Here is a 22,726-nt window from a genome sequence, read left to right on the forward strand (position 1 = left end):
GGGCTTTTAAATATCAGGACTAAAATTCTACCTGTACTTATTGTAAATTTTATCAATCGTTCCGTCTGACATCAGCCTCTTCAGGGCTTTGTTGAACTTTGAAACAGCCTTGCGTTTACTAGGGTGAAAGCGGATCATTATATCCACAGTATCGCACGGCTTACTAATCACCAGCTGACCTTCGGCGCCAAGTTCTTTGATTGCGAACAAAGCAAAATCCTTATTCATAATTGCCTGCTCCAATCTCCCAGCCAGCACCATCTGTACAAGCTTATTCTCATCTTTAAGAGCATAAGCTTTTAATTTTCCGCTTTCAAAATATGGCCCGAAGGTCGGATATGTATAACCGGAAACAGTTCCAATTGTTTCCCCGAGCAGCTCTTCTGGAAAAACAGCCGTCTTGTAATACTTGGCATTGTACAGCACTATCTGCTCAGATACAGCAAAGGGGATGCTATAAAGTCCGGGAACAATGCTATTCTTTCTCCATGCCGGGTTTGCCATCGGCTCGATATCAACCTCACCGGCATCAAATTTATAGAGAGCGCGTTTGAATGGTACGCGGACAAACTCGAACGAATCTCCGGTTTCCTTAGCCAATGCGGCAAAAATATCACGTACAATTCCGGTCCGCGGATTTCCCTTATCAAAATAAAAAGGAGGAAAAGACTTGCGGTACTGCATAACCCGATAAGTTTCCGCAGCACTGCTTGGTATAAAAGACGAAGTAAATAAAAAAGATGCAATAACAATAAACAGCATAGCATATTTCATACGATGCCCCCGTAGTATATAAATCTAACCGACTCTACATACAAACCCACTCCGTTATCCGTCTTATCAAAAAAACACCGCAACACAAAGTGCAACGGTGCTAATAAATAAAAATGTAACAATTAAAATTACAGAATGCTGAATCTAATCCACAAATGCCACACTTTTCAAATGGGTGCGTTCTGCGAAAAACTGCTCCAGCCGCTCTCGCTCGGATTCAAGAATACGGATTTCGGATAACCCAACCTCCTCTTGCACTCCGCCGTATATTTTAAGGGCCTGATCAATAAAACCGGCCTCCACGAAGCATACGTTCATGGAGTATGAGCGGTCATTCAACCTCATACGAATTTTGATAATCGGATTGCGGGATTCCTGATCAATGACCAGATTTCCGGTGCGCACGAGGGTATCGCGCACATTTTTGGGCAACATCACCGCAAAACGGCTCAAATTTTCGGAAAATGCAGGCTCAAAAGCAACGTAATAATAGGGGTCCACCTTGAGCGCGATGGATTTGCCCGGAATATTTAGAATAAACGGATTCGCGGCAAAAGCCTTGCCCAGCCCTTTCTGAAGACGATCAACTCGAATTTTATAATCTTGTAAGGACATTGGTATAATCCCCCTTTAAGCGAGTTATTACACCAAGTTTAACTGCATATCAAACTTATTGATCCCTACTTCAATTCATCAGTCGTTAAATGCCTGTTTGAGCAGATGCTTCCCAAGACCGCCCAAGTCTTTTGGAGTATAGCCGAACACATCCTGCCAATTCTCTGTTGATTCCATGCAGAAATAAAGCTGCTTGTCCATACCGTGTTTCCGCAGCCGATCAACGATGAACTTGAACTGGCGCAGCCGCAGAGGACGCAGCAAACGCATTTTATTATCGTTCCCGGTGATAAATTCATCGTAGATATAAGTCGTTTCCGGGAAATTCTGCTCAATTATCGGCTTGAGATGCGGCATGTGCCTGAATGAACCGAGACTGAAATAGGCTATCTGCTCCGGCTTAACATAATCGAAAATCATATCAACAATCTCGGCATAGCCTTCACGCCAGCCTTCAAAACGAATGATGGGATCGAAGTGCAGGCAGACCCTGAATCCTGCCTCAGCGCAGGTACGGGCAGCTTCAAGCCGCTCTTTCAAGGTCGAAACTCCAAACTCCTCATGTTCATTGACAAATGGCGCATTTAGCGACCATGCCGGAAGCAAGCGATCAGTGCGTTTGACCACATCCATCCACGACAGATCGATTATCTTTGACTTAAGCTCCAGACAGACATTGGGATAATCCCCCAAAAATTCCACCAGATCACGGCTATACCCGGTAACAGCTTCAAGAGCGAGCGAATCCGTAAATTCACCTGTCCCAACGCGGTAGCGGGTGGATGGATCTATCGAAAAAGATTTTCCCAGCTCGTCAAAAAGATCTTCCTGATTAGCCCAGACCTTAAGCACATTATCCTGAAAGTAGGCTTGCAGAATGCAGTAAGAACAAGCCATGGGACAGCCTTCACCAATGTGAATAATCCGATAGCCGCAGCAATGATAATAACGGGTGCCGGGGCAGAAACGCAGGAATTTTCCTTTGTATTCTTTAAGATAGAGAGACTGTTTTCCACCCAGCTCGCCATGGGGAAAATTATCCGGGTCGACAATTTCAACAGGGAGATCAGGCATGCGCGAGAGCACCCGCTCAGTCAGCGGAACCTGCTGCATACTGCGATCAATATATATTTTTTCAATCCCCCGCAGATGTTCCGGGAGCACTAACTCTTTACTCATTATTTATCCCTGCCTAACTCGAAAAGTCCGTCCCAGCCCGAAGAATCAACGATGGATTCAAGATCCGCGATAGCCTTACTCATCATTTCGCGATTTTTGAAACGGGTCTGTATCATAACCTCCCCGGTCTCAAAATTTCCAACAGGCAGCACCTGCCATTTGGTTCCGGCGCAGAGTTCGGAAACTATTCTATTGTGAGTTCCCTCCAGCTCACTCAGCTGCGGATAACGCAATTCCTTGGCCGCCTTGCAAAAACGCCCGACAGCGTCCTTAGGCGATTCCTTCTGCCCGGCAGGTTCGAAAGAATTGGCGGAAATGAGATCGGCTATGGACTTTTTCTCGCGGCGGGAAGTCTCGTAAAGCCAGGTCAGAAAATTTACCGCATTGGAACGGGACCAGCTTAGCTTTTCAAAAAAACGTATCAATTCCTTCCGGTCGGCGGCATCAAGCTTAATGAGCACGGAAACAGCTGCCAGAGGGATATGTCCGAGACGGAGAAATTCATCATATTCAGGTGTAAGCTCCATCCAATCAAGCCAGAATTTCATATCACGGGATTTGGGCTTGAGGGACATGAGCGGAGCCGCTGTTTCAGCTAGCTCGGCACTGTCCATCCGGGCAGAGAAAAAGCGCATCGTCGCCAGCTTAAGAGATTCATCTACTGAACGAGTGCAGTTTTCCTCCAGATGTAACACAGCTTTTGCAGTGTCATCAGCGGCTTCGATATAACGGACCAAAACATCCAATCCAAGTTTTGAAGCGGCGGCAACCCTTGATCTGCCTGCAATAAGAAGTGTTTTACCGGATTCTTTCACTGCGAGGACAGGAACAAGCTGACCATGCTCTTTCAGTGACGGGATAAGGGTTTCTGCCGGGTTTTCAGGACACAGAAGCCACGGACCGGAACAGTCTATTTCAGCCGGAGAAAGGCTGCAAACATTGGGATTACTCAATTTAATTAACCTCCGAAAAGCGGGAAACAGTCGTGCTCAACTATTGTTTATGCACGAAATTTAATAATTTATCTATGCTTGACATGTTAGCATGGGTATACCTATAGGGATCATTAGGAAGAATTATAAGTTGCACCTTTAGACCTGTACATGCCGGGTCGTCAGGTCCCGGCTGTAAACATTCAGAGAAACGGAGTTGTTGAATGTCTGAAGCTTTACAAAACCAAAGGACTTTTGCACTTGTGGGCCACGGCGGTTGTGGCAAAACCTCTACCGCCGAGATGATTCTTTTTAATGCCGGTGTCATCGACAGGCTCGGAAAAATCGAGGAAGGCACCACCACCCTTGATACCGAACCTGAAGAAATTAAACGCCGCGGTTCTATTCAAGCCGGATTCGCCGGATACAAGTGGGACAAAAACGACCACTATCTTATCGACACTCCGGGTGATGCAAACTTCTGCGGGGACCTGCCCTACTCTCTAGCAGCGTCCGACGGCGTAGTCTTTACCATCGACGCCGTGGACGGAGTCAAGCCTCTTTCGCGCAAAGCATGGGCAGCAGTTGAAAAAGCAAAACTTCCCACCGTTATTTACATTAATAAGATGGACCGAGACCGTGCAGATTTCGATTCTGCCTTCGACAGCCTGAACTCTTCTCTCGGCATCAGCCCCGTACTGCTGTATTATCCCATCGGAATCAAGGAAAATTTCAAGGGCGTAGTGGATATGCTTTCCGGTCAGGCCTATCTGTTCGAGGAGAACGGAAAGGTTTCCAAGGGTGATATCCCCGCCGACATCGCAGACGAAGTTGAAGTCCTGCGCGAAACAATGGTTGAAAACATCGCCGAAAGCGATGAAGATCTCATGGAAAAATACCTTGAAGAAGGAGAACTCTCCCCTGATGAAATAGCAAAGGGACTTACCGCCGGTGTAAAAAACCGCACCCTTTACCCAGTTTGCGTAGGGTCCGCACTGGAAAACAAGGGAGGTACCTTCCTGCTGGATATGATCCAGACTTATCTCCCCTCCCCGCTTGAACATGCAGCGTGGCAGGGCGAAGACGATACCACCCGCGAATCTTCTGCCGAAGGTCCTGTAGCCTGCTTCGTATTTAAAACCATCGCCGACCCCTTTGCCGGCCAGCTTACTATCTGCCGTGTTCTCTCCGGAACAGTCAGCAGCGACCTGACCCTGACCAACACCAATACCGGCGCCAAGGAAAGAATGGGTAATATCCAGCTCATGGTCGGAAAAGAGCAGAAACCGCTCAAAAATCCTGTCGGTCCCGGTGCTATCATCACACTTGCCAAGCTCAAGGAAACCTTCACCGGAGACACTCTCTGCACTGACGGAAACAAATTTACCCTTGAAAAACCAAAGTTGGCTCCACAACTGATCACCTTCGCCCTTTCCCCTGCGGAAAAAGGAGATGAGGACAAGGTTTTTCAGGCTATCCAAAAATTGCTGGCAGAGGACGTCAACCTCAGCCTTTCCCGTGATGAAGAAACCGGCGACATACTGCTTTCCGGTATGGGCCAGAACCATATCGAAATCTCAGTTGAAAAAGCCAAGCGCCGCTACAAAGTTGAAATCGTGCTCAACGCGCCCAAAGTGCCCTATCGTGAAACCATCAAAGGTTTTGCGGAAGTACAGGGCCGTTTCAAAAAGCAATCCGGCGGACGCGGACAGTTCGGTGACTGCTGGATTAAGCTTGAACCGCAACCGAAAGGCGAAGGGTACGAATTTGTCAATAAGATTGTTGGTGGCGTAATTCCTAAGCAGTACATTCCCGCAGTCGACAAAGGAGTACAGGAAGCAGCCCAGAAAGGAATCCTTTCCGGTTCGCAGATTATTGACTTCAAAGTCACCCTTTACGACGGCTCCTACCATTCCGTTGACTCTTCGGAAATGGCCTTCAAAGTTGCCGGCTCAATGGCTTTCAAGAAAGCCTGCGAACAAGCCGGGGTAGCTCTGCTTGAACCGCTGATGAATGTCATGGTCGAAGTCCCCGATGAATTCATGGGCGACATAATCGGCGATCTTTCATCGCGCCGGGGTAAAGTACTCGGGTCCGACTCCACCGCGGGTGTTACCGAGATTAAAGCCCACGTACCCATGGCTGAAATACTTAAGTACGCACCGGATTTGCGTTCCATGACCGGTGGACAGGGTACCTTCACAATGGAATTATCACATTACGAGGAATGCCCGCCGCCCATCGCGGAAAAAGTCATTGAAGAATTCAATGCAGGCAGAGAAGAATAAGCCTGCACCTATTTATTATGGTTGAACTACTTAGGCCGGGACGTGAGTCCCGGCCTTTTTCGTTTAGTGCGCAGTTTCATAAAGCGGAGCTTTACATCCACCTCTTGGTTATTATAACAAAACTCACACGCACATTTTATTTTAATTCTGACCAATGAGTACTAACATGCCGCAACTGCCGCTTTCACTCCGTACAGCTATATCAACAATTTTATTTTTATTGCTTCCTGCTATTTGCCATGCCGCAAACATACCCAAAATTTCAGTAAGTGCTCCCGAATCAGTAGGGATAGGTCAGCCTTTCCTCGTTCAAATATCATCACCGCAAAAAATTGAACAACTCCAAGTCAGCTGGAACGGAAAAAACATCACCCCATCCATATCTGTAACCAATGGAACATCAAAGGCAATGGTCCTCCTCGGCTCCAGACTTAGCTCTAAGCCTGAGGACATAAAGCTTGGGATTCACACAACCATACTGGGGACTAAGCATGAATTTCAAAAAACAATTCATATTATATATCATAAATATCAAGAGGAGAGGCTTTCAATCGCTCCAAGAATGATCACTCCACCTGAGAAAGCAATGAAGCGCATCAAAGCTGAGCGTGAAAAAGCACTCAAAGCCATAAGAACAGTCTCACCCGAACGCATGTGGGAAGCCCCCTTCACTTTACCTGTTAAGGGCAAAAAACTGAGTAGGTTTGGATTATACAGAACCTTCAACGGAGAAATAAAAAGAAGGCACAAGGGCCTTGATTTCCGGGCATGGCTCGGTACTCCAATCAAAGCCATCGCAGCAGGAAAAGTGATTCTGGTAGGTAATTTCTATTACGCGGGTAATTGTGTATTTATAGACCATGGCAACGGGGTTGTTTCCAACTCCATCCATATGTCAAAGGTACTAGTTAAAGAAGGGGACCAAATAAAACAGGGCCAGAGAATCGGACTTTCCGGTGCTACAGGCCGAGCCACAGGAGCGCATCTGCATTTAAGTGTTTACGTACAGGGAGTATCGATTGACCCTGCTCCTCTATTTAAATTGGGCAACACCTAAAAAGCATTAAAAAGCCTAGCTCTAACGGCCATTCTTTTTTGTTTAACCACTCAAAATATATCGTTAGAGACATAATTCAATCTGCGCTCAAAATAGCGAAATAAAATCTCTCGTGACTTAACCAGCGAATAAGTGATATTGTGGGCCACAGGATTAAAATTCTGAACTCGATTAAAAATCCGAACTCACAGAAAAGGGAGATAAAGCAATGAGTGACGAAAAGAAATGTCCGGTAACCGGACAAACTTCAAGCCAGATTGCAGGAAGCGGCACATCAAACAAAGACTGGTGGCCCAACCAGCTCAACCTTAATATTCTGCATCAGCATTCAGCAAAGTCAGATCCCATGGATAAGGACTTCAATTATGCTGAAGAATTCAAGAAACTCGACCTCGAAGCTTTGAAAAAAGATATCTTCCAACTAATGACCGATTCACAGGACTGGTGGCCTGCTGACTACGGACACTATGGTCCTTTATTCATCCGCATGGCATGGCACAGCGCCGGAACCTACCGAATTGGCGACGGACGCGGTGGTGCCGGATCAGGAAGTCAGCGACTGGCGCCCCTGAACAGCTGGCCCGATAACGTTAATCTCGATAAAGCCCGCAGGCTGCTCTGGCCCATCAAGAAAAAATACGGACGCAAAATTTCATGGGCCGACTTAATGGTTTTTACCGGCACATGCGCCATTGAATCCATGGGCCTGAAACCTTTCGGATTCGCAGGTGGTCGCGAAGATGTGTGGGAACCGGAACAGGATATTTATTGGGGCGACGAAGATACATGGCTCGGCGACAAAAGATATAAAGGGGACCGTAAGCTGGACAACCCTCTGGCAGCTGTTCAGATGGGCTTGATATACGTTAACCCCGAAGGTCCGAACGGTGAACCTAATGCGGTAGCTTCCGGCAGGGATGTCCGTGAAACCTTCGCCCGCATGGCCATGAACGATGAAGAAACAGTCGCTCTGGTTGCCGGCGGCCATACCTTCGGTAAATGCCATGGAGCCGGAGACGCCTCTCTGGTTGGCCCGGAGCCTGAAGGAGCACCAATAGAAGAGCAAGGACTTGGCTGGAAAAGCACCCATGGCAGCGGCAAAGGCGGCGACACAATATCAAGCGGAATCGAAGGCGCATGGAATTCAACCCCTATCAAATGGGATAACAACTATTTCGACACCCTTTTCGGATATGAATGGAATCTGGAGAAAAGTCCGGCCGGTGCGTGGCAGTGGCATCCCTCGGACCCTGAGGCGAAAAAGACTGTACCGGACGCTCACGATCCCGACAAAACTTTTCCTCCTATGATGACTACGGCAGACCTTTCCTTACGCATGGACCCGATATACGCACCCATCGCCAAACGTTTCCATGAAAATCCTCAAGAATTCGCCGATGCCTTTGCACGTGCATGGTTTAAGCTGACCCACCGCGACATGGGACCACGCTCCCGCTATCTGGGATCAATGGTTCCCGATGAAGAACTGATCTGGCAGGACCCTGTCCCGGCAGTCGATCATGACCTCATTGATGACGGAGATATTGCAGATTTAAAAGCCGCAATTCTGGATTCGGGATTGAGCATTTCCAGACTGGTTTCCGCCGCCTGGGCCAGCGCGTCCACCTACCGTGATTCAGACAAACGCGGCGGTGCAAACGGAGCACGCTTGCGCCTCTCGCCCCAAAAGGACTGGGCTGTAAACCAGTTTCTACAATTACCGGACCTGTTAAAAACATTTAAAAAGATACAGCAGGACTTCAACAGCCGATCCGGCAGCAAAAAAGTTTCCCTTGCCGACCTGATTGTACTAGGCGGGTGCGCTGCAGTGGAACAGGGCGCGAGTAACGCCGGATTCAATGTAACTGTCCCCTTCGCTCCCGGACGGACAGATGCCACTCAGGAACAAACAGATGAGCACTCTTTCGCCGCGCTTGAACCCGCTGCTGATGGCTTTCGTAATTTCCAGAAGGCAAAATTCTCCGTCACCCCTGAGGAATTGCTTGTGGATAAGGCACAGCTGATGACCCTGACCGCCCCGGAAATGACAGTACTCATCGGAGGAATGCGCATGCTGGGAGCCAACTTCGATGGATCAAAGCACGGAGTATTCACAGAAAACACCGAAACACTGAGCAATGACTATTTCAGTAATCTGCTCGATATGGGAACAGTCTGGAAGCCAACTTCCGAAGATGCGGAACTTTTTGAAGGACGTGATCGTGAAAGCGGAGACTTAAAATGGACTGCCACCCGCGTAGACCTCATTTTCGGTTCAAATTCCCAACTCCGAGCCATTGCCGAAGTATACGCATGCGAGGATTCACAGGACAAATTCATCACCGACTTCATATCCGCATGGGAGAAAGTGATGAATCTGGATCGATTTGATATCGTTTAAACTTCAAAAAACATAAAAAAAGCGGCGTTTCATCATTTTGAAACGCCGCTTTCATTTCAATCCTCAATAATACCCTATTTTCATTATTTTCCCTTTCCCCTTGTCCAGCGTGAAAAATTAAACTACTTAATGGGTGGTTTATTTGTTATTAATTAATGAACGTCAGGCAGGAAAACAACTCCATGCCATGAAAATATTTTCCTTAAAAAACAGTTTAACCGTGAATAAAATCGTGAGCTTACTTAGAACATTATTTTTCTATATCGTTTTTTTCCCGGCCACTATTTTCTTTTCCCTCGTGGCCGTCATCGGACGCAATCAGGCCTCAAGCCACTGGTGTGAACGCAATTGGGGGCGCGTAGTTGTATGGCTCTGTGCCAGCACAGATAGGGTCGACCTTAGCGCTTTGGATGAAAACCAGACCTATGTGTTTATGGTTAACCATCAGAGCTTTTACGACATCCCGCTGCTGTTCAAGCATCTTGCTCCATGGAAATTCAAATTCGTAGCTAAAAAACAGCTTTTCGATTTTCCAGTCTTCGGACACGCCATGACTGCCGCAAAACATATTTCCATTGACAGAGAAAACCGCAGACAGGCAATGCGTGATATCCAGAACGCAATCGATACAGCTGATAACGGCAACTCTCCGCTTATATTCCCGGAAGGAACCCGTAACCCCGCTCCGGAAAAAGACGGCCTCATGGAATTTAAAACCGGCGGAATGGTACTGGCTATCAAATGCCAGAAACCTATCGCTCCGGTAGTCATGTATGGAGTAAACAAAGTCTGCAGAAAACACAGCCTGTGGATGAATCCCTTTCAGGAAATAAAAATCAAGGCCCTGCCGCCCATAGATATTTCCGGCTACAAAGTACGCGACCGCAACAAACTCAAGGAACAACTTGCAGAAGTTATGGGCGCAGCATATGCGGAGCTAAAAGATGAGTGATCCCCAGCTTACAGTCTGTCCGCTGGGCGGATTGGGTGAAATCGGCCTGAACTGCATGATGCTCAGTACAGAGCAGACCTCGGTGGTTATCGACTGCGGGCTGATCTTCCCTGACGACGCGCTTTTTGGAGTGGACATAGCCATCCCGCGCTTCGACCATATTCTCACTAAAAAAGATATCCTCAAAGGGATAGTACTTACCCACGGACATGAGGATCATATCGGGGCTTTGCCATGGCTGCTCCCTTATATTGATGTTCCGGTATACGGTTCCAGATTTACTCTCGGACTGGTTGAAAACAAACTGCGTGAGCACAATCTCGAAAACTATGTGGACCTGCGTGAAGTAAAACCCCATGACCGCGTGAAACTGGGCGACATGACTTTCAATTTCTTCCCGGTCTGCCACTCCATAATCGAAGGATACGCGCTGGGTATAGAAACCCCCGTAGGCCGAGTGGTCCACACCGGCGATTTCAAAATCGATCGCAATCCGCTGGACGGACATGCCACCGACCTTGAAGCAATCAGCAAATTTTCAGAGCCGGGTGTGACCCTGCTCTTCTCTGATTCCACCAACGTGGAACAGGAAGGACACGCCCTCACCGAAAGGGAAATCAAAAGTTCCATGCGTGATCTTTTCGAGGAAGCGGAAGGACGCATTCTGGTTACCCTCTTCTCCAGTCATATCCAGCGCATGCAGGAAATCTTCGACCTTGCCGGAGAAACAGGACGAAAAGTCGGAGTCAGCGGAAAATCACTTGCCCGCAACATCGATCTTGCCCGCGATCTTGGAAAACTATGCTTTCCGGGCGGAACACTTATCGATCTGGAAGACCTTCCCGACTACTGTGACGAAGAAATTGTCCTCTTAGTCACAGGATCGCAAGGCGAAGCACTGGCCTCACTCTCACGCCTTTCAACCGGAGACCATCGCCAGCTTTCCATTAAGGAAGGCGACCTCGTACTCATGTCTTCACGCTTTATACCAGGCAACACCAAGGCCATCACCAGAGTTATAAACCGACTCTATAAACTCGGCGCGGAAGTCCTTTACGAAAAGGTTCAGGGCATCCATGCCTCCGGCCACGCCCACCGTGAAGAACTGCGAACCATGCTCGAAACCGTAAGGCCCAAATATTTCATTCCCGTGCACGGGGAATACCGCCATTTAATCAAACATTCCCGTCTTGCCGTCGAAACCGGCATCGCTCCGGAACGGGCTTTGGTTATCGAAGACGGTGAACCGGTAACGTTCCTGCTGCATGGAATACGCTTCGAGGAAAATGTCCCCGTTCGCTGCACTCTTGTAGACGGCAAGGGCGTTGGCGATGTAGGCCAGACGGTCCTTAAAGAGCGGCAATTACTGGCCGGTGAAGGTTTAGTTATCGTCGCACTGGTGGTGGACGTCAACACAGGTGAGATCCTCAAGGGACCTGAAGTTATCTCCAAGGGTTTTGTTTTTGAACAGCAATATTCACACCTGCTGGAAGATGCAAAATGCATTGTCCTTGATGTTTTTGAAAATATTCCCCCCGGACATACAAACAAACTCAAGGAGCGCATCCGCTCTGCCCTGCGACGTTTTTTCCGTAAGGTGCTTGGTCGCGACCCCGTGGTTATTCCGCTGGTTATATCCCTGACCGGAGACGAAGAAAAAGACATTGACGCCAAATGCGACAAATGCATCCTCTAATAAAAGTAGTGCGCAGTTTTATGATTGACCATTTTATGTTAGTCTGAGCTGCGCAACCAACTTTGAACCTGGAGAATAGATGAAAGTATACAGAATAAGGCACGGCGAAAAAATATTCTACGCCACCCTGGAGGATGGTTATTTCCAAAACCTCGCAACAGGACAGCCCGCATCTGTTCCTATTCCAGTTTCAGAATGCACACTGCTGCCGGTTGTTGTCCCATCTAAAATCATCTGTGTAGGACTCAACTATAAAGCCCATGCGGCTGAGCTGGGAATGCCCATCCCAGACGATCCGATGATTTTCTTGAAACCGCCCTCTTCCGTGGTGGGGGATAACGATGCCATACTTCTTCCTTCTGCTTCGAAGCAGGTCGATTTTGAAGGAGAACTGGCAATAATCATGGGCCAAACCAGCAAAAATGTCATGGAGCAAGATGTCGGACCGAAAATTTTCGGGTACACCTGCGCCAACGATGTGACCGCACGCGATTTTCAGAGGATCGATACTCTTTTCACCAGAGCCAAGGGCTTTGATACCTTTGCTCCTATCGGCCCCTGTATTGAAACGGATATAGAGGTAGGCGGACTGGGTATCCGTACTATAGTTAATGATAAGGTCCGGCAGGAAGGCAACATCTCTGACATGCAGTACAGCCCGGCGGAACTGGTCAGCTACATCTCGCACATCATGACTCTCAATCCCGGTGACGTAATCCTGACCGGTACCCCACCGGGGATAGGCACCCTGAGCCCCGGCGACAGGGTCGAAGTAGAGATTGAAGGGATAGGCAAACTCAGTAATCCCGTTGTTGACGAGGATTCGCTGAAAACGCCCGTTCAGTAAATATTTTCAAAAAAACACGCACCAAAGCTTGATTTCGGTCAGAATATCCCGTAATGGTGCGTAGCCAAATCACACATTCCGGCCTCAATATGGGTGCCTGCAGCTGTTGCAGGTTCATTAACGCCGGGATGGAGGAAAAACCCAGGAGGAAATTATGGCATACGTAACTATGAAACAGATGCTGGAGACCGGCGTTCACTTCGGTCACCAGACCCGCAGATGGAATCCCAAAATGCGCCCCTACATTTTCGGTGCACGTAACGGCATTCACATTATGGACCTGCAGCAGACAGTTAAGCTTTTCCGTAAAGCTCACGACTTCATCGCTGACAGCGTTGCAAAAGGCGGTAAAGTTCTTTTCATCGGTACCAAACGTCAGGCTCAGGAAGCAATCGCTGCTGAAGCAAGCCGTGCAGGCATGTTCCACGTGACTCACCGCTGGATGGGCGGAACTCTTACCAACTTCCAGACCATCAAAAAAAGCATCGATCGCCTTAAAAAGCTCGAAGAAATGTTTGAAGACGGTTCCATCAAACGTTTCCCCAAAAAGGAAATCGTAATGATGGGTCGTGAGGTTAAAAAACTTAACCTCGCACTCGGCGGCATCAAAGACCTCAACGGTGCACCCGCTGTAGCTTTCGTAATCGATCCCAAACGCGAACAGATCGCAATTCAGGAATGCCGCAAACTCGGTATCCCCGTTGTTGCTGTTGTAGACTCCAACTGCGATCCCGATATGGTTGATTACCTCATCCCCGGCAACGATGACGCTATCCGCGCCATTAAGCTTTTCGCTTCCCACATGGCTGATGCCTGCCTCGAAGGCGCAGCACGCCGCAAGGAAGACAAAGCTATGGAAGCTGAAGAAACCAAAGCTGCTGAGAAAGCTGTAGAAACTGAAAAAGCTGAAGAAACTCCTCAGGAGGCAAAATAATCATGGCTATTACCGCACAGATGGTTAAGGCCCTGCGCGAAAAGACAGGCGTAGGAATGATGGATTGCAAAAAAGCTCTCGCAGAATGCGATGGTGATGAAGAAAAAGCAATCAAACACCTGCGTGAAAAAGGTCTCGCCAAAGCTGCCAAGAAAGCAGGTCGCGCTACCAGTGAAGGCCTTGTCGGCACATACACCCACAGCAACGGCAAACTCGTTGCTATGGTTGAACTTATGTGTGAAACAGACTTCGTTGCTAAAGCTGAACAGTTCATCCAGCTTTCCAAAGATCTCGCAATGCAGGTTGCAGCAACCAATCCGGTTTGTGTAAAGCCTGAAGATCTTCCTCAGGAAATGCTTGAAAAAGAAAAAGAAATCTACAAGCAGCAGGCAATTGCCGAAGGCAAGCCTGAAAACATCGCTGAAAAGATCGTTGAAGGTCGTGTAAACAAATACTACAAAGAAGTATGCCTTCTTGAGCAGCCCTTCATCAAGGACGACAAGAAGACAATCAAAGACCTTCTCAACGACACCATCGCGGTTCTCGGTGAGAACATGCAGATCGGACGCTTTGCCCGCATCAACCTTGCGGAAGCAGCAGCCGACGAAAGCGAAGCTGAATAAGACTTCATTAAACGGGCCGCAAGGCCCGTTTTTTTTGTCCTTTTTTTAACAAGCTGAATAAACACAGCCAAGGACGAATTTGAAAAGCAGACAATTTGCTCATCATAGCGCCGGAAAGCCGCGGAAACGAACTGCCCTGTTTAAATCATGGGAAGTTCAGCGGTGAATATTTTTTTAAGCTCAAATCAATACGGAACATGTCCGTATGGGTTTGGGCTTTTTAAAGGAGCAATTTCTGCCTGAGGGATTACCTGAAACACAATTTTCCGATACAATCGGTCAGTTCCCTGAAAACAGAAACATACTTTTATACAGCCGGAAACTGGGGGGAAACACCCTCCCGCGCCAGATAAATTTACTTCCGGCCTCAAATATAATCATAACCGGATAAGATCCGCGGAAAAACGGGAGAAACTATGGACAAATTGCGCTATTCACGGGTAATGATCAAACTCAGCGGTGAGGCACTGGCCGGAGACCAACAGTTCGGTATCAAACCTTCGGCAATCAGCCAGTTTGCAGGCGAGATTGCAGAGGTTGCGAAGAAAGGACTCCAGATAGCTCTGGTCATCGGCGGCGGTAATATTTTCCGCGGCATGTCTGACTCGGCAAAGGGCATGGATCGCGCTTCCGCGGATTATATGGGAATGCTGGCTACAATCATGAACGCACTTGCCGTTCAGGATGCGCTTGAAAAACTCGGATGTGACACAAGGGTTATGTCCGCTATCCCCATGCAGGCCGTAGCAGAGCCTTACATTCGCCGCAGAGCCGTGCGTCACCTTGAAAAAGGCAGAGTCGTAATCTGCGCTGCCGGTACCGGTAACCCCTATTTCACTACCGACACCGCAGCAGCGCTTAGAGCTATGGAACTCAAAACCGAGGCCATCATCAAGGCGACTAAAGTTGACGGTGTTTACGACAAAGACCCGATGAAGTACGATGATGCAGTTAAATTTGAATCTATCACCTACCTTGAAACTCTGGAAAAGAGACTGGGCGTAATGGACTCCACCGCCACTTCACTGGCCATGGACAACAACATGCCAATTATTGTTTTCAACCTTTTCGAGAAAGGAAATATCGAACGGGTTGTTAAAGGTGAGAAGATCGGAACAATTGTTCACGGAGGATAATAATGATTAAAGAAGTTCTTGCCGACGGCAAAAAAAGAATGGAAGGCGCTCTGACCGCACTGGAAAATGATTTCGCCAAATTGCGCACCGGTCGCGCTGCCACCTCTCTGGTGGATAATGTCTCCGTTGATTATTACGGAACTCCCACACCGATTAACCAGTTGGCTTCCGTTTCCATACCGGATTCCCGTACCATATCCATCCAGCCTTGGGACAAAGGCGCTTTTCCTCTTATTGAAAAAGCCCTGCAGCAGTCTGACCTCGGCTTGAATCCTGTTAACGACGGTATTGTTCTGCGTATCTCTATTCCTCCCCTTACCGAGGAACGCCGCAAGGATCTGGTAAAGATTGCTAAAAAATATACCGAAGATTCTAAAATCGCTATCCGCAATGTTCGTCGTGATATGAACGACACACTGAAGAAGCTGGAAAAAGACAAAGATATCTCCGAAGATGAACAGCGCAAAGCACAGGACGATGTCCAGAAGCTGACTGATGACACCGTTAAGAAATGCGATGCAGCATGTGTTGAAAAAGAAAAGGAAATTCTGGAAATTTAATACAATGATGCCCAGACATATCGCCGTTATTATGGACGGTAATGGACGATGGGCCAAATCAAGGGGACTCAAACGAAGCGAAGGCCACAAGGCCGGAACTGAAGCAGCGAAAAATATCGTCACCAGATGCCGTGAACTCGGTATTGAACACCTGACTCTTTATACCTTTTCCAAAGAGAACTGGGCCAGGCCGAAAGATGAAATCGCAACGCTTTTTGAGCTTCTGCAAATCTTCCTAAAAAAAGAATTGTCCAGCCTGCGTGAGCAGGATATACGCCTGAAAATACTTGGGGAACTCTCAGAGTTCCCCTTTGGCGTGAGACAAGTCGTGGCCCATACCATAAAAAAAACGGAAAACTGCAAATCCATGACCCTTAATCTGGCCCTGAATTATTCCGGGCGGGATGAGCTTGTCAGGGCATGCAGGAAAATGATTTCCGAAGGAATCAGCAAAGATAAAATTACCGAGAATTCACTGTCCGACTATTTGTACACGGCCGGACAGCCAGATCCGGACCTGATTATCCGCACCAGCGGAGAGCAGCGACTTTCCAACTACCTGCTCTATCAGGCCGCTTACTCGGAACTATACTTCACCGATGTCTATTGGCCGGACTTTACTCCCGAAGAACTGGACAAGGCCCTGGACGACTTTGCCGGACGACAGCGCCGCTTTGGAAAGACCGGTGAACAAATTTAAATTTGCTTAACCGTAATGTATAAAATCCCATGGAGATTATCTCCATGGGATTTTCTTTTTTGGAGCCGTTAATTAGGACATTCATCCGCATATTACTCTCAATTCAATATATTTTTTATCGACAAAATCAAGTAAACTACTTTATTCTAATTAGAAAATATGCCATAAATCTAACTTTCAAATCTTTTAAATGTTTCAAATCAGATCAAGCGGCTCTTATACATGAATACAGGGAGGTGTTTCATGTCATCTAAATTGGTACCATACCTAGTGGTGTCCTTTGCTCTATGCCTGATGGCAACCGGGTGCATTCCACAGACTAACAGACAGCAGAACAACGTAGTCCAAACTGCCGTACGCACAGAAACGGTTGTCATCGATCCTATTGTGACAGGCAAAACATTAATGAAAAGTAATGTCCGCCAGGTTTCATCATCAAAGGCGGATATAGTCGATATTCTGACCAAAGACACGCAGGTTGAACTTATCGGTAAAAACGGTAACTGGTATAAAGTTAAGCGTCTGGACGGCAAAGGTCATCCCGGATTCGTATATCACCGACTGATCAATCTCGATTTCGCCAACTACCTCGGTGCAAGAGGACGCAACAAAGAAAAGACTGTTGTCTATCAGGCTCCTACTAAAAAATCCCCAACTGTTCTGATTCTCCAGCCGCAAACAGCTTTTGACATCATGGGGGTTGAAGATAATTTTTACCGGATTAAAGGGGAAGGATTCGAAGGGTTCGCTTTGACCAAAGCTTGCGTTGCAGATCCGATGACCCCCATCGCGAAGACCGAAACCCGAACAATCAGCGCTCCCTGCCCTACAGATGCAGGAAAACAGACCGCTTCCGCAACACACTCAAGTCAAAAAAGCAAAACTCAAATCAACACAAATGTCCGGACCCGAAAAAAAACCACAACCCAAAAAAGCAGTGGGCAAAGTGCAGCAGCTTCATTTTTCGGAGCTTTCGCAAACGCCCTGCTCACAGGGGGAGGCGGAGCACAGAATGGCGGTGTTGCAGCTCAATCTTCAAACGACCAGCTTAAAAATATCCTCAAAAGCGTAAGTGCCGGTAAAGAACTAGCCGCGAAAACAGTTGAAATCCGGGAACAAATGCTGCAAGCCCTGAATGAAACACGGGCGTTGCAATCACTTGTAGGCGCGACTGTTGCCGCGATGAATGACAACTACAAAATCGCTGCCGAGACTGCTCGCGGGGTTAGCTCCACCGGGATGAAGAAGATTTCCATCAAGGCATTTATCAAAGACCTGTCCTATGAACCCACAGACACGATTGAAAGTGCATCGGTCAAGATTGCAGAAAATGGTAAAATGCTTAAAGCTCTGGAAACCAATATCAAGTCCAGAGCGGCAGATTTCTCTGAGCTAAACAACCAGCAGGTACAGAATCTGGACTCAATTATCGGTTCGTTCGCTAATAACCTGCATGCTTCAAACGCGCTTTACGACTTCAGTATCGATAAGGCTAATAATGTTATTCTGCGCATCGACCGGGCGATCAACGCTTACGATGAAAAGGCCGGCCCCATGGCCGCAGAAGCAGCAAAGCAGGCCGGCGTCATAGCACTGGCCACAACCGAACTGGTATCAATCATTAGCAATGCTCAAAACAATCCAATCCGGGCTCTGACCGCGATCCCGCGCATGATAGAAATTCAGGAAGAACTGACAAATCTGACAACCCTCTTTGCCGACTTTCAAGCGGATTATGACTACATAGAAGAAAATTCAGCCATTATTACCGGGCAGGGCAAAGATATCAGCAAAATAATCATGACCGCGCGCAGAAAAAATACTCAGGTAACCACACTGCTGGAGTCCTATTACCAGAAGAAATTGGCTCTGAGTAGCAGACTTAAGAAAAAGATGGCCACCCAGACTGCGGCAGGATTTAAAACCGTAGAAAAAAAAGCTGCCTCTGTTGCTTTAGCGGAAGACATGTTAGACTAGAATACGATAAGGAGATTAATTTATGCGAAAACTCAAAATATTAGCTATTTGTGTGTTTACATTGATGATGCTTGCCGGCTGCGGATTCAAAAATGCAAATACCGCCAAGCAGTCCATGACCGGAGTTCATCAGTCTGCCCAAGAATTGCAAGATGAGACTCAATCTTCTAAAGAACGAACTGAAGAGATCAAACAGGAAGAAAGTCAGGATACAACCGAAGGCTACAAGTGGTAAAATGATATGGCCCGCAAATTCAGTTTAGTTATTATTATAATCTCTGCGCTTCTGCTCTGTTCTTGGGCAGAAGCGGCAGAGCTTTATATTATTTCTCCAGCAATAGGCAAGGTGAGAAATAAAGAAAAGGACAGGCATAAGACTGAATTGGAGGCCATACTAAAAGACAAGGAATTCAAAAAAGCCCTACGGAAAGGCGTGATGGGGTTCTTGAAGCGCGCTGCCGCCAAAAGCGAAGGCGTAAAAATAAAAAGAGCCGGATTCAGCGATAAATTCGACCCTGAATCCATCCTTGTACCGCTCCTTTTTGTTGATAATGTTATATCCTTTGTGGATGAATTCGGATCTCCAGCAGAAAGACTGTATAAAGGCCGGGTATATATCGGTCTGAACTTTCTGTTATTTCAGGCAAAATCTGAGTCGCTGGTTTATTCGGCGCCTATGCTGGTTTCGGTTCCTTACCTGAATAAAACAAAAAACTTCAGCCTTACCCCACTCTCCGGACAGATAAGAGCTTCCATCGTGGAATTTTTCACCGACCACAAAAGACTTAAAGCCGATGCGCGTGATGAATTAAGTAAATGCCTAGAGAATATGGACTACATGTTTTCAACAGATACTTGCGCCATCACCAGCATCACTCTCTCTAAAGGGACACTTAAGCGCATCCAGAATCCGGCCAAATATAAATCTCTCGCGCAGATGCTGGCCTCACAGGCACTGTCTCAGGAAATGATGGTCCTGCCTCCTAAATCAAGATTCAACGCATTTCGTAGAGGTTTACACGCTTCGGTAGCCATGTTCGGTGTGTCCTTTCAGCAGGGCTCCGAAAAATCAGGATTCTCGGAAAGGGACAACGTATACCAGACAAGCATGCGCATGCCGAAACCCGCAACCGAATTCAGCCTTATAGTCAAGACCGGCACCAAAGATAACGATTTGGGGCCGTTTATCGAACGTAACTACACCACCGCAGCCTTTCTGCAAGGAAATGGTGAAACCATAAAATGTATCAAAGCCGTGGACGCGACCATCGCCAAGGATCACACATCCGTATCCGATGTAAACTTCTACAACAGCCTGATAAACACCCTTTCCGACCTTGATTCCTGCAAACGCTAACCGGGCGACAGCCAAGGAGTTTTACATGAAAAAGACAGCATTACTTTCACTTATCGTCGCCGTCATACTGGTGATGTCCTTTGCAGCCACCGGAATATGCGGAAGTAAAAACGGTTATAAAATTTATAAAAAATCAGGTAAACCCACCATTGTTTTTTCGCTGGTGCCGCGCATCAAAGGTGAAAATCTCTCACCGCAGGAATGCGAAAACCTGATCCGCAACCTGAATAAATCATTACAGCAGGAATTCAATGAAGCCGGCTTTGAAACCCATCGTGACCGCATAATTACCGGATTCCTGCTCGATTCCTGCAAGCGCTCCTATGCTACGTCGCAGCAGACTGTTACGGAAGATGAAATTATCAGCATCGCCCGGGACGATTACATTGATTATGTAGTCATCGGTGCATCTGAAGTGGATATCATATACGATGAAGATTACGAACAGTATTCGGCACTTGTGGACATTAATGGAGATTTTCTTGGCGTTAAATCCGACCCGCCTACCTCTTACGCCCTGAACCTGACCGGTGAATACATGCACCCAAATAAGGATCGTCTGATTAAACTGGCGGTTATTGACATCGCGCGTAAAATCGCAAGGCTTAGAACAATTGATACGGTGCTGACCCACTGGAAGGAAAATAATTAGTAGAAGTCTGGCTCAGATAAACGTTGCTGAATATTGCAAAGCAGCATGAACAAAAAAACAGGGATGCCGCTGAAACAGCATCCCTGTTATCTCTTAATTCTTATTCAGTCTTTTCTAATCTTCCTCAAATTGTGTTGGGGCAAGCTCGGCTTTGGCATAATCCATATACAGTCCAGAATCGATAAACAGCTTGCAGACGTCCCCATCAATATGATTATCCTTGACCATGAAGCCCAGAATTTTAATAGCCTGTGAAAGTTTCATCGGTTTTTTGTACGGGCGATCCTTAGCGGTTAAAGCCTCAAAAATATCAGCAACAGCCATGATGCGAGCCTGTAGAGGCAGCTTATCCTTACCTATACCATATGGATAACCGGAGCCGTCTAACTTTTCATGATGCCCGGCGGCGTATTCCGGAACTCGGGAAAGGCGTTTAGGAAACGGCAGACGCAGGAGCATTTCATGAGTTATCCGCGCATGGCTTTCAATGACCTTGCGTTCTTTCTCCGTGAGGGTTCCTTTGCGGATAACAAGGTTGTTGACTTCATCTTCGGTCAACCAATTGAACGTTTCGCCGTTACTTTCATAGGTTCTAGCTGCAATCCCATCAATCCGCGCTATTCGCTCATCCGACATAAATTCCTTGGGGATATTGCAGGCAGCGACAAACCTACGGTCATCCTCCACCTGCTCAAGTTCAACCGCATAACGCATTTCAATTTCCACCAGTTCGGAAGAAGAAGCTCCGCGGGAAAGGGCCGCAACAGTTTCTTCCAGCTGCCTATTCTTGATAATCTCCGCAATTAGCCGAAACCGCGCATTCACCATTTCGGCACGATCAAAAATGGTTTCCAGCTTTGTGGATTTATCGACCACATGTTCGGGAATGGAAATTTTGCCCACATCATGCATCCATGCGGCTAGCTTCAATTCCTCCATCTCATCTTCGGTAAAGGAAACATCACCGAATTTTTCATCCTGAAGAGAATTGATCTTATCGGCAATCATCATTGTCAAGGTCACTACCCGTTCAATATGACCGTTGGTGTAAGGGGATTTGGCGTCAATAGCGGCTGCAATACTCTGGATAACGGAATAGAGCAGATCTTTAAGACCCTGCAGGAGCTGAGCATTGGTCAAGGCAATCGCGGCCTGTGAAGCCAGAGAGCCGACAATATCCACCACATCAGGAGAGAATTCAATTATCTCCCCGTCCTCATCAAGCGCATTCAAAAGCTGCAATACACCGATGATATCCTGCTCATGATTTTTCAGAGCCAGCACGAGCATGGATTTGGAACGGTATCCGGTAGCCGCATCATATTTGCGCGGCCCGGTAAAATCAAACCCTTCAGCTTCGTAAACATCTGCGATATTGATCGTTTCCCCTGTCAAAGCGCAGTATGAAGAGACATTGGAACGGTTGGGGGTGTTGCCGGAAGTATAAAGAGGGACAGGAGGAAGGGTTATTTCATTACCACTGGTTCCGCCCATCCTTACCTGCATTGTGTCATTCTGGAGGATGGAAAATTCAAGCTTGCGACTTTCGCGGTCAACAATATACAGAGTTCCGGCATCAGCTTGGGTCAGAACCCTTGCCTCATCGACGATCATTTCCAATAAACGTTCAAGCCGAGTTTCCCCGGAAAGAGCCAGACCGATTTCTGTAAGCCTATCTACCAATTCATCTTTGGCCTTAAGGTCACGATTATGTGCTTGCATCATATCATGACACAACTGCCCTACTACTTCCTCATACTCGGTTCCCTTTGAACTGGCGAAAGCTTTTTCAGCAACTTTCTTAAATTCCCGTGCTCCTGAATCTGATAGGCCTTTCCGCGACACTGTCTCCTCCGAAACAAGAAATAAATCCCGTGATTAAAATTTTGCTCAATACTACTTAAAGAATAGATACAACTCTTACACAAAGTTCGCAAACTTAATATTATTTATACTAATAGAAAATTCCATCCAAAACCCAATTTACATGCTTACACCTGTAACACAAAGCCGATAGATCAAAAACATTCCCAAACCGAGGCCATA

Annotated in this window: 20 protein-coding genes; 15 read left to right on the forward strand and 5 right to left on the reverse strand. The window is 47.2% G+C overall.

Annotated elements, in window-relative coordinates:
- Nucleotides 1-27: 27 nt before the first annotated feature.
- The 4 genes from ACKU35_RS17315 to ACKU35_RS17330 all read right to left on the reverse strand — a co-directional run bounded on the left by ACKU35_RS17315 (nucleotide 28) and on the right by ACKU35_RS17330 (nucleotide 3,521).
- Complete coding sequence (locus tag ACKU35_RS17315) at nucleotides 28-774, reverse strand: transporter substrate-binding domain-containing protein (RefSeq protein WP_319761242.1); 747 nt, start codon at nucleotides 772-774, stop codon at nucleotides 28-30.
- A gap of 144 nt (nucleotides 775-918) precedes the next feature.
- A complete protein-coding gene (locus tag ACKU35_RS17320; RefSeq protein WP_319761243.1) occupies nucleotides 919-1,389 on the reverse strand; it encodes a hypothetical protein in 471 nt (156 codons plus the stop codon).
- 78 nt (nucleotides 1,390-1,467) lie between these two features.
- A complete protein-coding gene (locus ACKU35_RS17325) occupies nucleotides 1,468-2,568 on the reverse strand; it encodes a radical SAM protein (RefSeq protein ID WP_319761245.1) in 1,101 nt (366 codons plus the stop codon).
- Complete coding sequence (locus ACKU35_RS17330; protein ID WP_319761247.1) at nucleotides 2,568-3,521, reverse strand: ParB/RepB/Spo0J family partition protein; 954 nt, start codon at nucleotides 3,519-3,521, stop codon at nucleotides 2,568-2,570. The genes ACKU35_RS17325 and ACKU35_RS17330 overlap by 1 nt, the downstream gene beginning before the upstream one ends.
- Before the next feature lie 203 nt (nucleotides 3,522-3,724).
- Here ACKU35_RS17330 and fusA point away from each other — a divergent pair, with 203 nt between their 5' ends.
- From fusA to ACKU35_RS17405, 15 genes are all read left to right on the forward strand, one after another.
- Nucleotides 3,725-5,788, forward strand: coding sequence for an elongation factor G (gene fusA / locus ACKU35_RS17335; RefSeq protein WP_319761249.1), 2,064 nt, complete (start codon nucleotides 3,725-3,727; stop codon nucleotides 5,786-5,788).
- A 166-nt stretch (nucleotides 5,789-5,954) separates the two neighbouring features.
- Nucleotides 5,955-6,845 carry a M23 family metallopeptidase gene (locus tag ACKU35_RS17340; protein WP_319761251.1) on the forward strand — a complete coding sequence of 297 codons (891 nt, stop codon included), beginning with the start codon at nucleotides 5,955-5,957 and terminating at the stop codon, nucleotides 6,843-6,845.
- A gap of 208 nt (nucleotides 6,846-7,053) precedes the next feature.
- Complete coding sequence (gene katG, locus ACKU35_RS17345) at nucleotides 7,054-9,246, forward strand: catalase/peroxidase HPI (RefSeq protein ID WP_319761253.1); 2,193 nt, start codon at nucleotides 7,054-7,056, stop codon at nucleotides 9,244-9,246.
- A gap of 232 nt (nucleotides 9,247-9,478) precedes the next feature.
- Nucleotides 9,479-10,198: a lysophospholipid acyltransferase family protein gene (locus ACKU35_RS17350; protein WP_319761255.1), complete on the forward strand. Its 720-nt coding sequence runs from the start codon at nucleotides 9,479-9,481 to the stop codon at nucleotides 10,196-10,198.
- Nucleotides 10,191-11,894: a ribonuclease J gene (locus ACKU35_RS17355; RefSeq protein WP_319761256.1), complete on the forward strand. Its 1,704-nt coding sequence runs from the start codon at nucleotides 10,191-10,193 to the stop codon at nucleotides 11,892-11,894. Before ACKU35_RS17350 ends, ACKU35_RS17355 begins: the two co-directional genes overlap by 8 nt.
- A 79-nt stretch (nucleotides 11,895-11,973) precedes the next feature.
- Complete coding sequence (locus tag ACKU35_RS17360; RefSeq protein WP_319761258.1) at nucleotides 11,974-12,741, forward strand: fumarylacetoacetate hydrolase family protein; 768 nt, start codon at nucleotides 11,974-11,976, stop codon at nucleotides 12,739-12,741.
- A 154-nt stretch (nucleotides 12,742-12,895) separates the two neighbouring features.
- A complete protein-coding gene (gene rpsB / locus ACKU35_RS17365; RefSeq protein WP_319761260.1) occupies nucleotides 12,896-13,675 on the forward strand; it encodes a 30S ribosomal protein S2 in 780 nt (259 codons plus the stop codon).
- A gap of 2 nt (nucleotides 13,676-13,677) precedes the next feature.
- Nucleotides 13,678-14,298 (forward strand): translation elongation factor Ts, encoded by a 621-nt coding sequence (gene tsf, locus ACKU35_RS17370; protein ID WP_319761262.1) that lies wholly within the window; start codon nucleotides 13,678-13,680, stop codon nucleotides 14,296-14,298.
- A gap of 416 nt (nucleotides 14,299-14,714) precedes the next feature.
- A complete protein-coding gene (gene pyrH, locus ACKU35_RS17375) occupies nucleotides 14,715-15,434 on the forward strand; it encodes a UMP kinase (protein WP_319761264.1) in 720 nt (239 codons plus the stop codon).
- A 2-nt stretch (nucleotides 15,435-15,436) separates the two neighbouring features.
- Complete coding sequence (gene frr, locus ACKU35_RS17380) at nucleotides 15,437-15,994, forward strand: ribosome recycling factor (RefSeq protein WP_319761266.1); 558 nt, start codon at nucleotides 15,437-15,439, stop codon at nucleotides 15,992-15,994.
- A 4-nt stretch (nucleotides 15,995-15,998) separates the two neighbouring features.
- On the forward strand, nucleotides 15,999-16,694 hold the full coding sequence (locus tag ACKU35_RS17385; RefSeq protein ID WP_319761267.1) for an isoprenyl transferase: 696 nt from the start codon (nucleotides 15,999-16,001) through the stop codon (nucleotides 16,692-16,694).
- 243 nt (nucleotides 16,695-16,937) lie between these two features.
- Nucleotides 16,938-18,671, forward strand: a complete 1,734-nt coding sequence (locus tag ACKU35_RS17390) for an SH3 domain-containing protein (RefSeq protein WP_319761268.1) — start codon at nucleotides 16,938-16,940, stop codon at nucleotides 18,669-18,671.
- A 22-nt stretch (nucleotides 18,672-18,693) separates the two neighbouring features.
- Nucleotides 18,694-18,906 (forward strand): hypothetical protein, encoded by a 213-nt coding sequence (locus tag ACKU35_RS17395; protein ID WP_319761269.1) that lies wholly within the window; start codon nucleotides 18,694-18,696, stop codon nucleotides 18,904-18,906.
- 111 nt (nucleotides 18,907-19,017) lie between these two features.
- Nucleotides 19,018-20,028 (forward strand): hypothetical protein, encoded by a 1,011-nt coding sequence (locus tag ACKU35_RS17400; RefSeq protein ID WP_319761271.1) that lies wholly within the window; start codon nucleotides 19,018-19,020, stop codon nucleotides 20,026-20,028.
- 25 nt (nucleotides 20,029-20,053) lie between these two features.
- The gene (locus ACKU35_RS17405) at nucleotides 20,054-20,680 is read left to right on the forward strand and encodes a hypothetical protein (RefSeq protein WP_319761273.1); all 627 of its coding nucleotides are present in this window, start codon (nucleotides 20,054-20,056) and stop codon (nucleotides 20,678-20,680) included.
- Between the two features lie 114 nt (nucleotides 20,681-20,794).
- On the opposite strand, the gene ACKU35_RS17410 is transcribed toward ACKU35_RS17405, so the two are convergent.
- Nucleotides 20,795-22,525, reverse strand: a complete 1,731-nt coding sequence (locus tag ACKU35_RS17410) for an HD domain-containing phosphohydrolase (RefSeq protein ID WP_319761275.1) — start codon at nucleotides 22,523-22,525, stop codon at nucleotides 20,795-20,797.
- Nucleotides 22,526-22,726 lie beyond the last annotated feature (201 nt).

Source organism: Maridesulfovibrio sp., from assembly GCF_963676065.1.
Taxonomy (GTDB): Bacteria; Desulfobacterota; Desulfovibrionia; order Desulfovibrionales; family Desulfovibrionaceae; genus Maridesulfovibrio.

Coding starts and splice junctions, on each gene's coding strand:
- ACKU35_RS17325 (WP_319761245.1), bottom strand. CDS start 2,568: ATGAGTAAAGAGTTAGTGCTCCCGGAACATCTGCGGGGGATTGAAAAA.
- ACKU35_RS17405 (WP_319761273.1), top strand. CDS start 20,054: ATGAAAAAGACAGCATTACTTTCACTTATCGTCGCCGTCATACTGGTG.
- ACKU35_RS17390 (WP_319761268.1), top strand. CDS start 16,938: ATGTCATCTAAATTGGTACCATACCTAGTGGTGTCCTTTGCTCTATGC.
- frr (WP_319761266.1), top strand. CDS start 15,437: ATGATTAAAGAAGTTCTTGCCGACGGCAAAAAAAGAATGGAAGGCGCT.
- ACKU35_RS17395 (WP_319761269.1), top strand. CDS start 18,694: ATGCGAAAACTCAAAATATTAGCTATTTGTGTGTTTACATTGATGATG.
- tsf (WP_319761262.1), top strand. CDS start 13,678: ATGGCTATTACCGCACAGATGGTTAAGGCCCTGCGCGAAAAGACAGGC.
- ACKU35_RS17355 (WP_319761256.1), top strand. CDS start 10,191: ATGAGTGATCCCCAGCTTACAGTCTGTCCGCTGGGCGGATTGGGTGAA.
- rpsB (WP_319761260.1), top strand. CDS start 12,896: ATGGCATACGTAACTATGAAACAGATGCTGGAGACCGGCGTTCACTTC.
- fusA (WP_319761249.1), top strand. CDS start 3,725: ATGTCTGAAGCTTTACAAAACCAAAGGACTTTTGCACTTGTGGGCCAC.
- ACKU35_RS17385 (WP_319761267.1), top strand. CDS start 15,999: ATGATGCCCAGACATATCGCCGTTATTATGGACGGTAATGGACGATGG.
- ACKU35_RS17340 (WP_319761251.1), top strand. CDS start 5,955: ATGCCGCAACTGCCGCTTTCACTCCGTACAGCTATATCAACAATTTTA.
- katG (WP_319761253.1), top strand. CDS start 7,054: ATGAGTGACGAAAAGAAATGTCCGGTAACCGGACAAACTTCAAGCCAG.
- ACKU35_RS17360 (WP_319761258.1), top strand. CDS start 11,974: ATGAAAGTATACAGAATAAGGCACGGCGAAAAAATATTCTACGCCACC.
- ACKU35_RS17315 (WP_319761242.1), bottom strand. CDS start 774: ATGAAATATGCTATGCTGTTTATTGTTATTGCATCTTTTTTATTTACT.
- ACKU35_RS17320 (WP_319761243.1), bottom strand. CDS start 1,389: ATGTCCTTACAAGATTATAAAATTCGAGTTGATCGTCTTCAGAAAGGG.
- pyrH (WP_319761264.1), top strand. CDS start 14,715: ATGGACAAATTGCGCTATTCACGGGTAATGATCAAACTCAGCGGTGAG.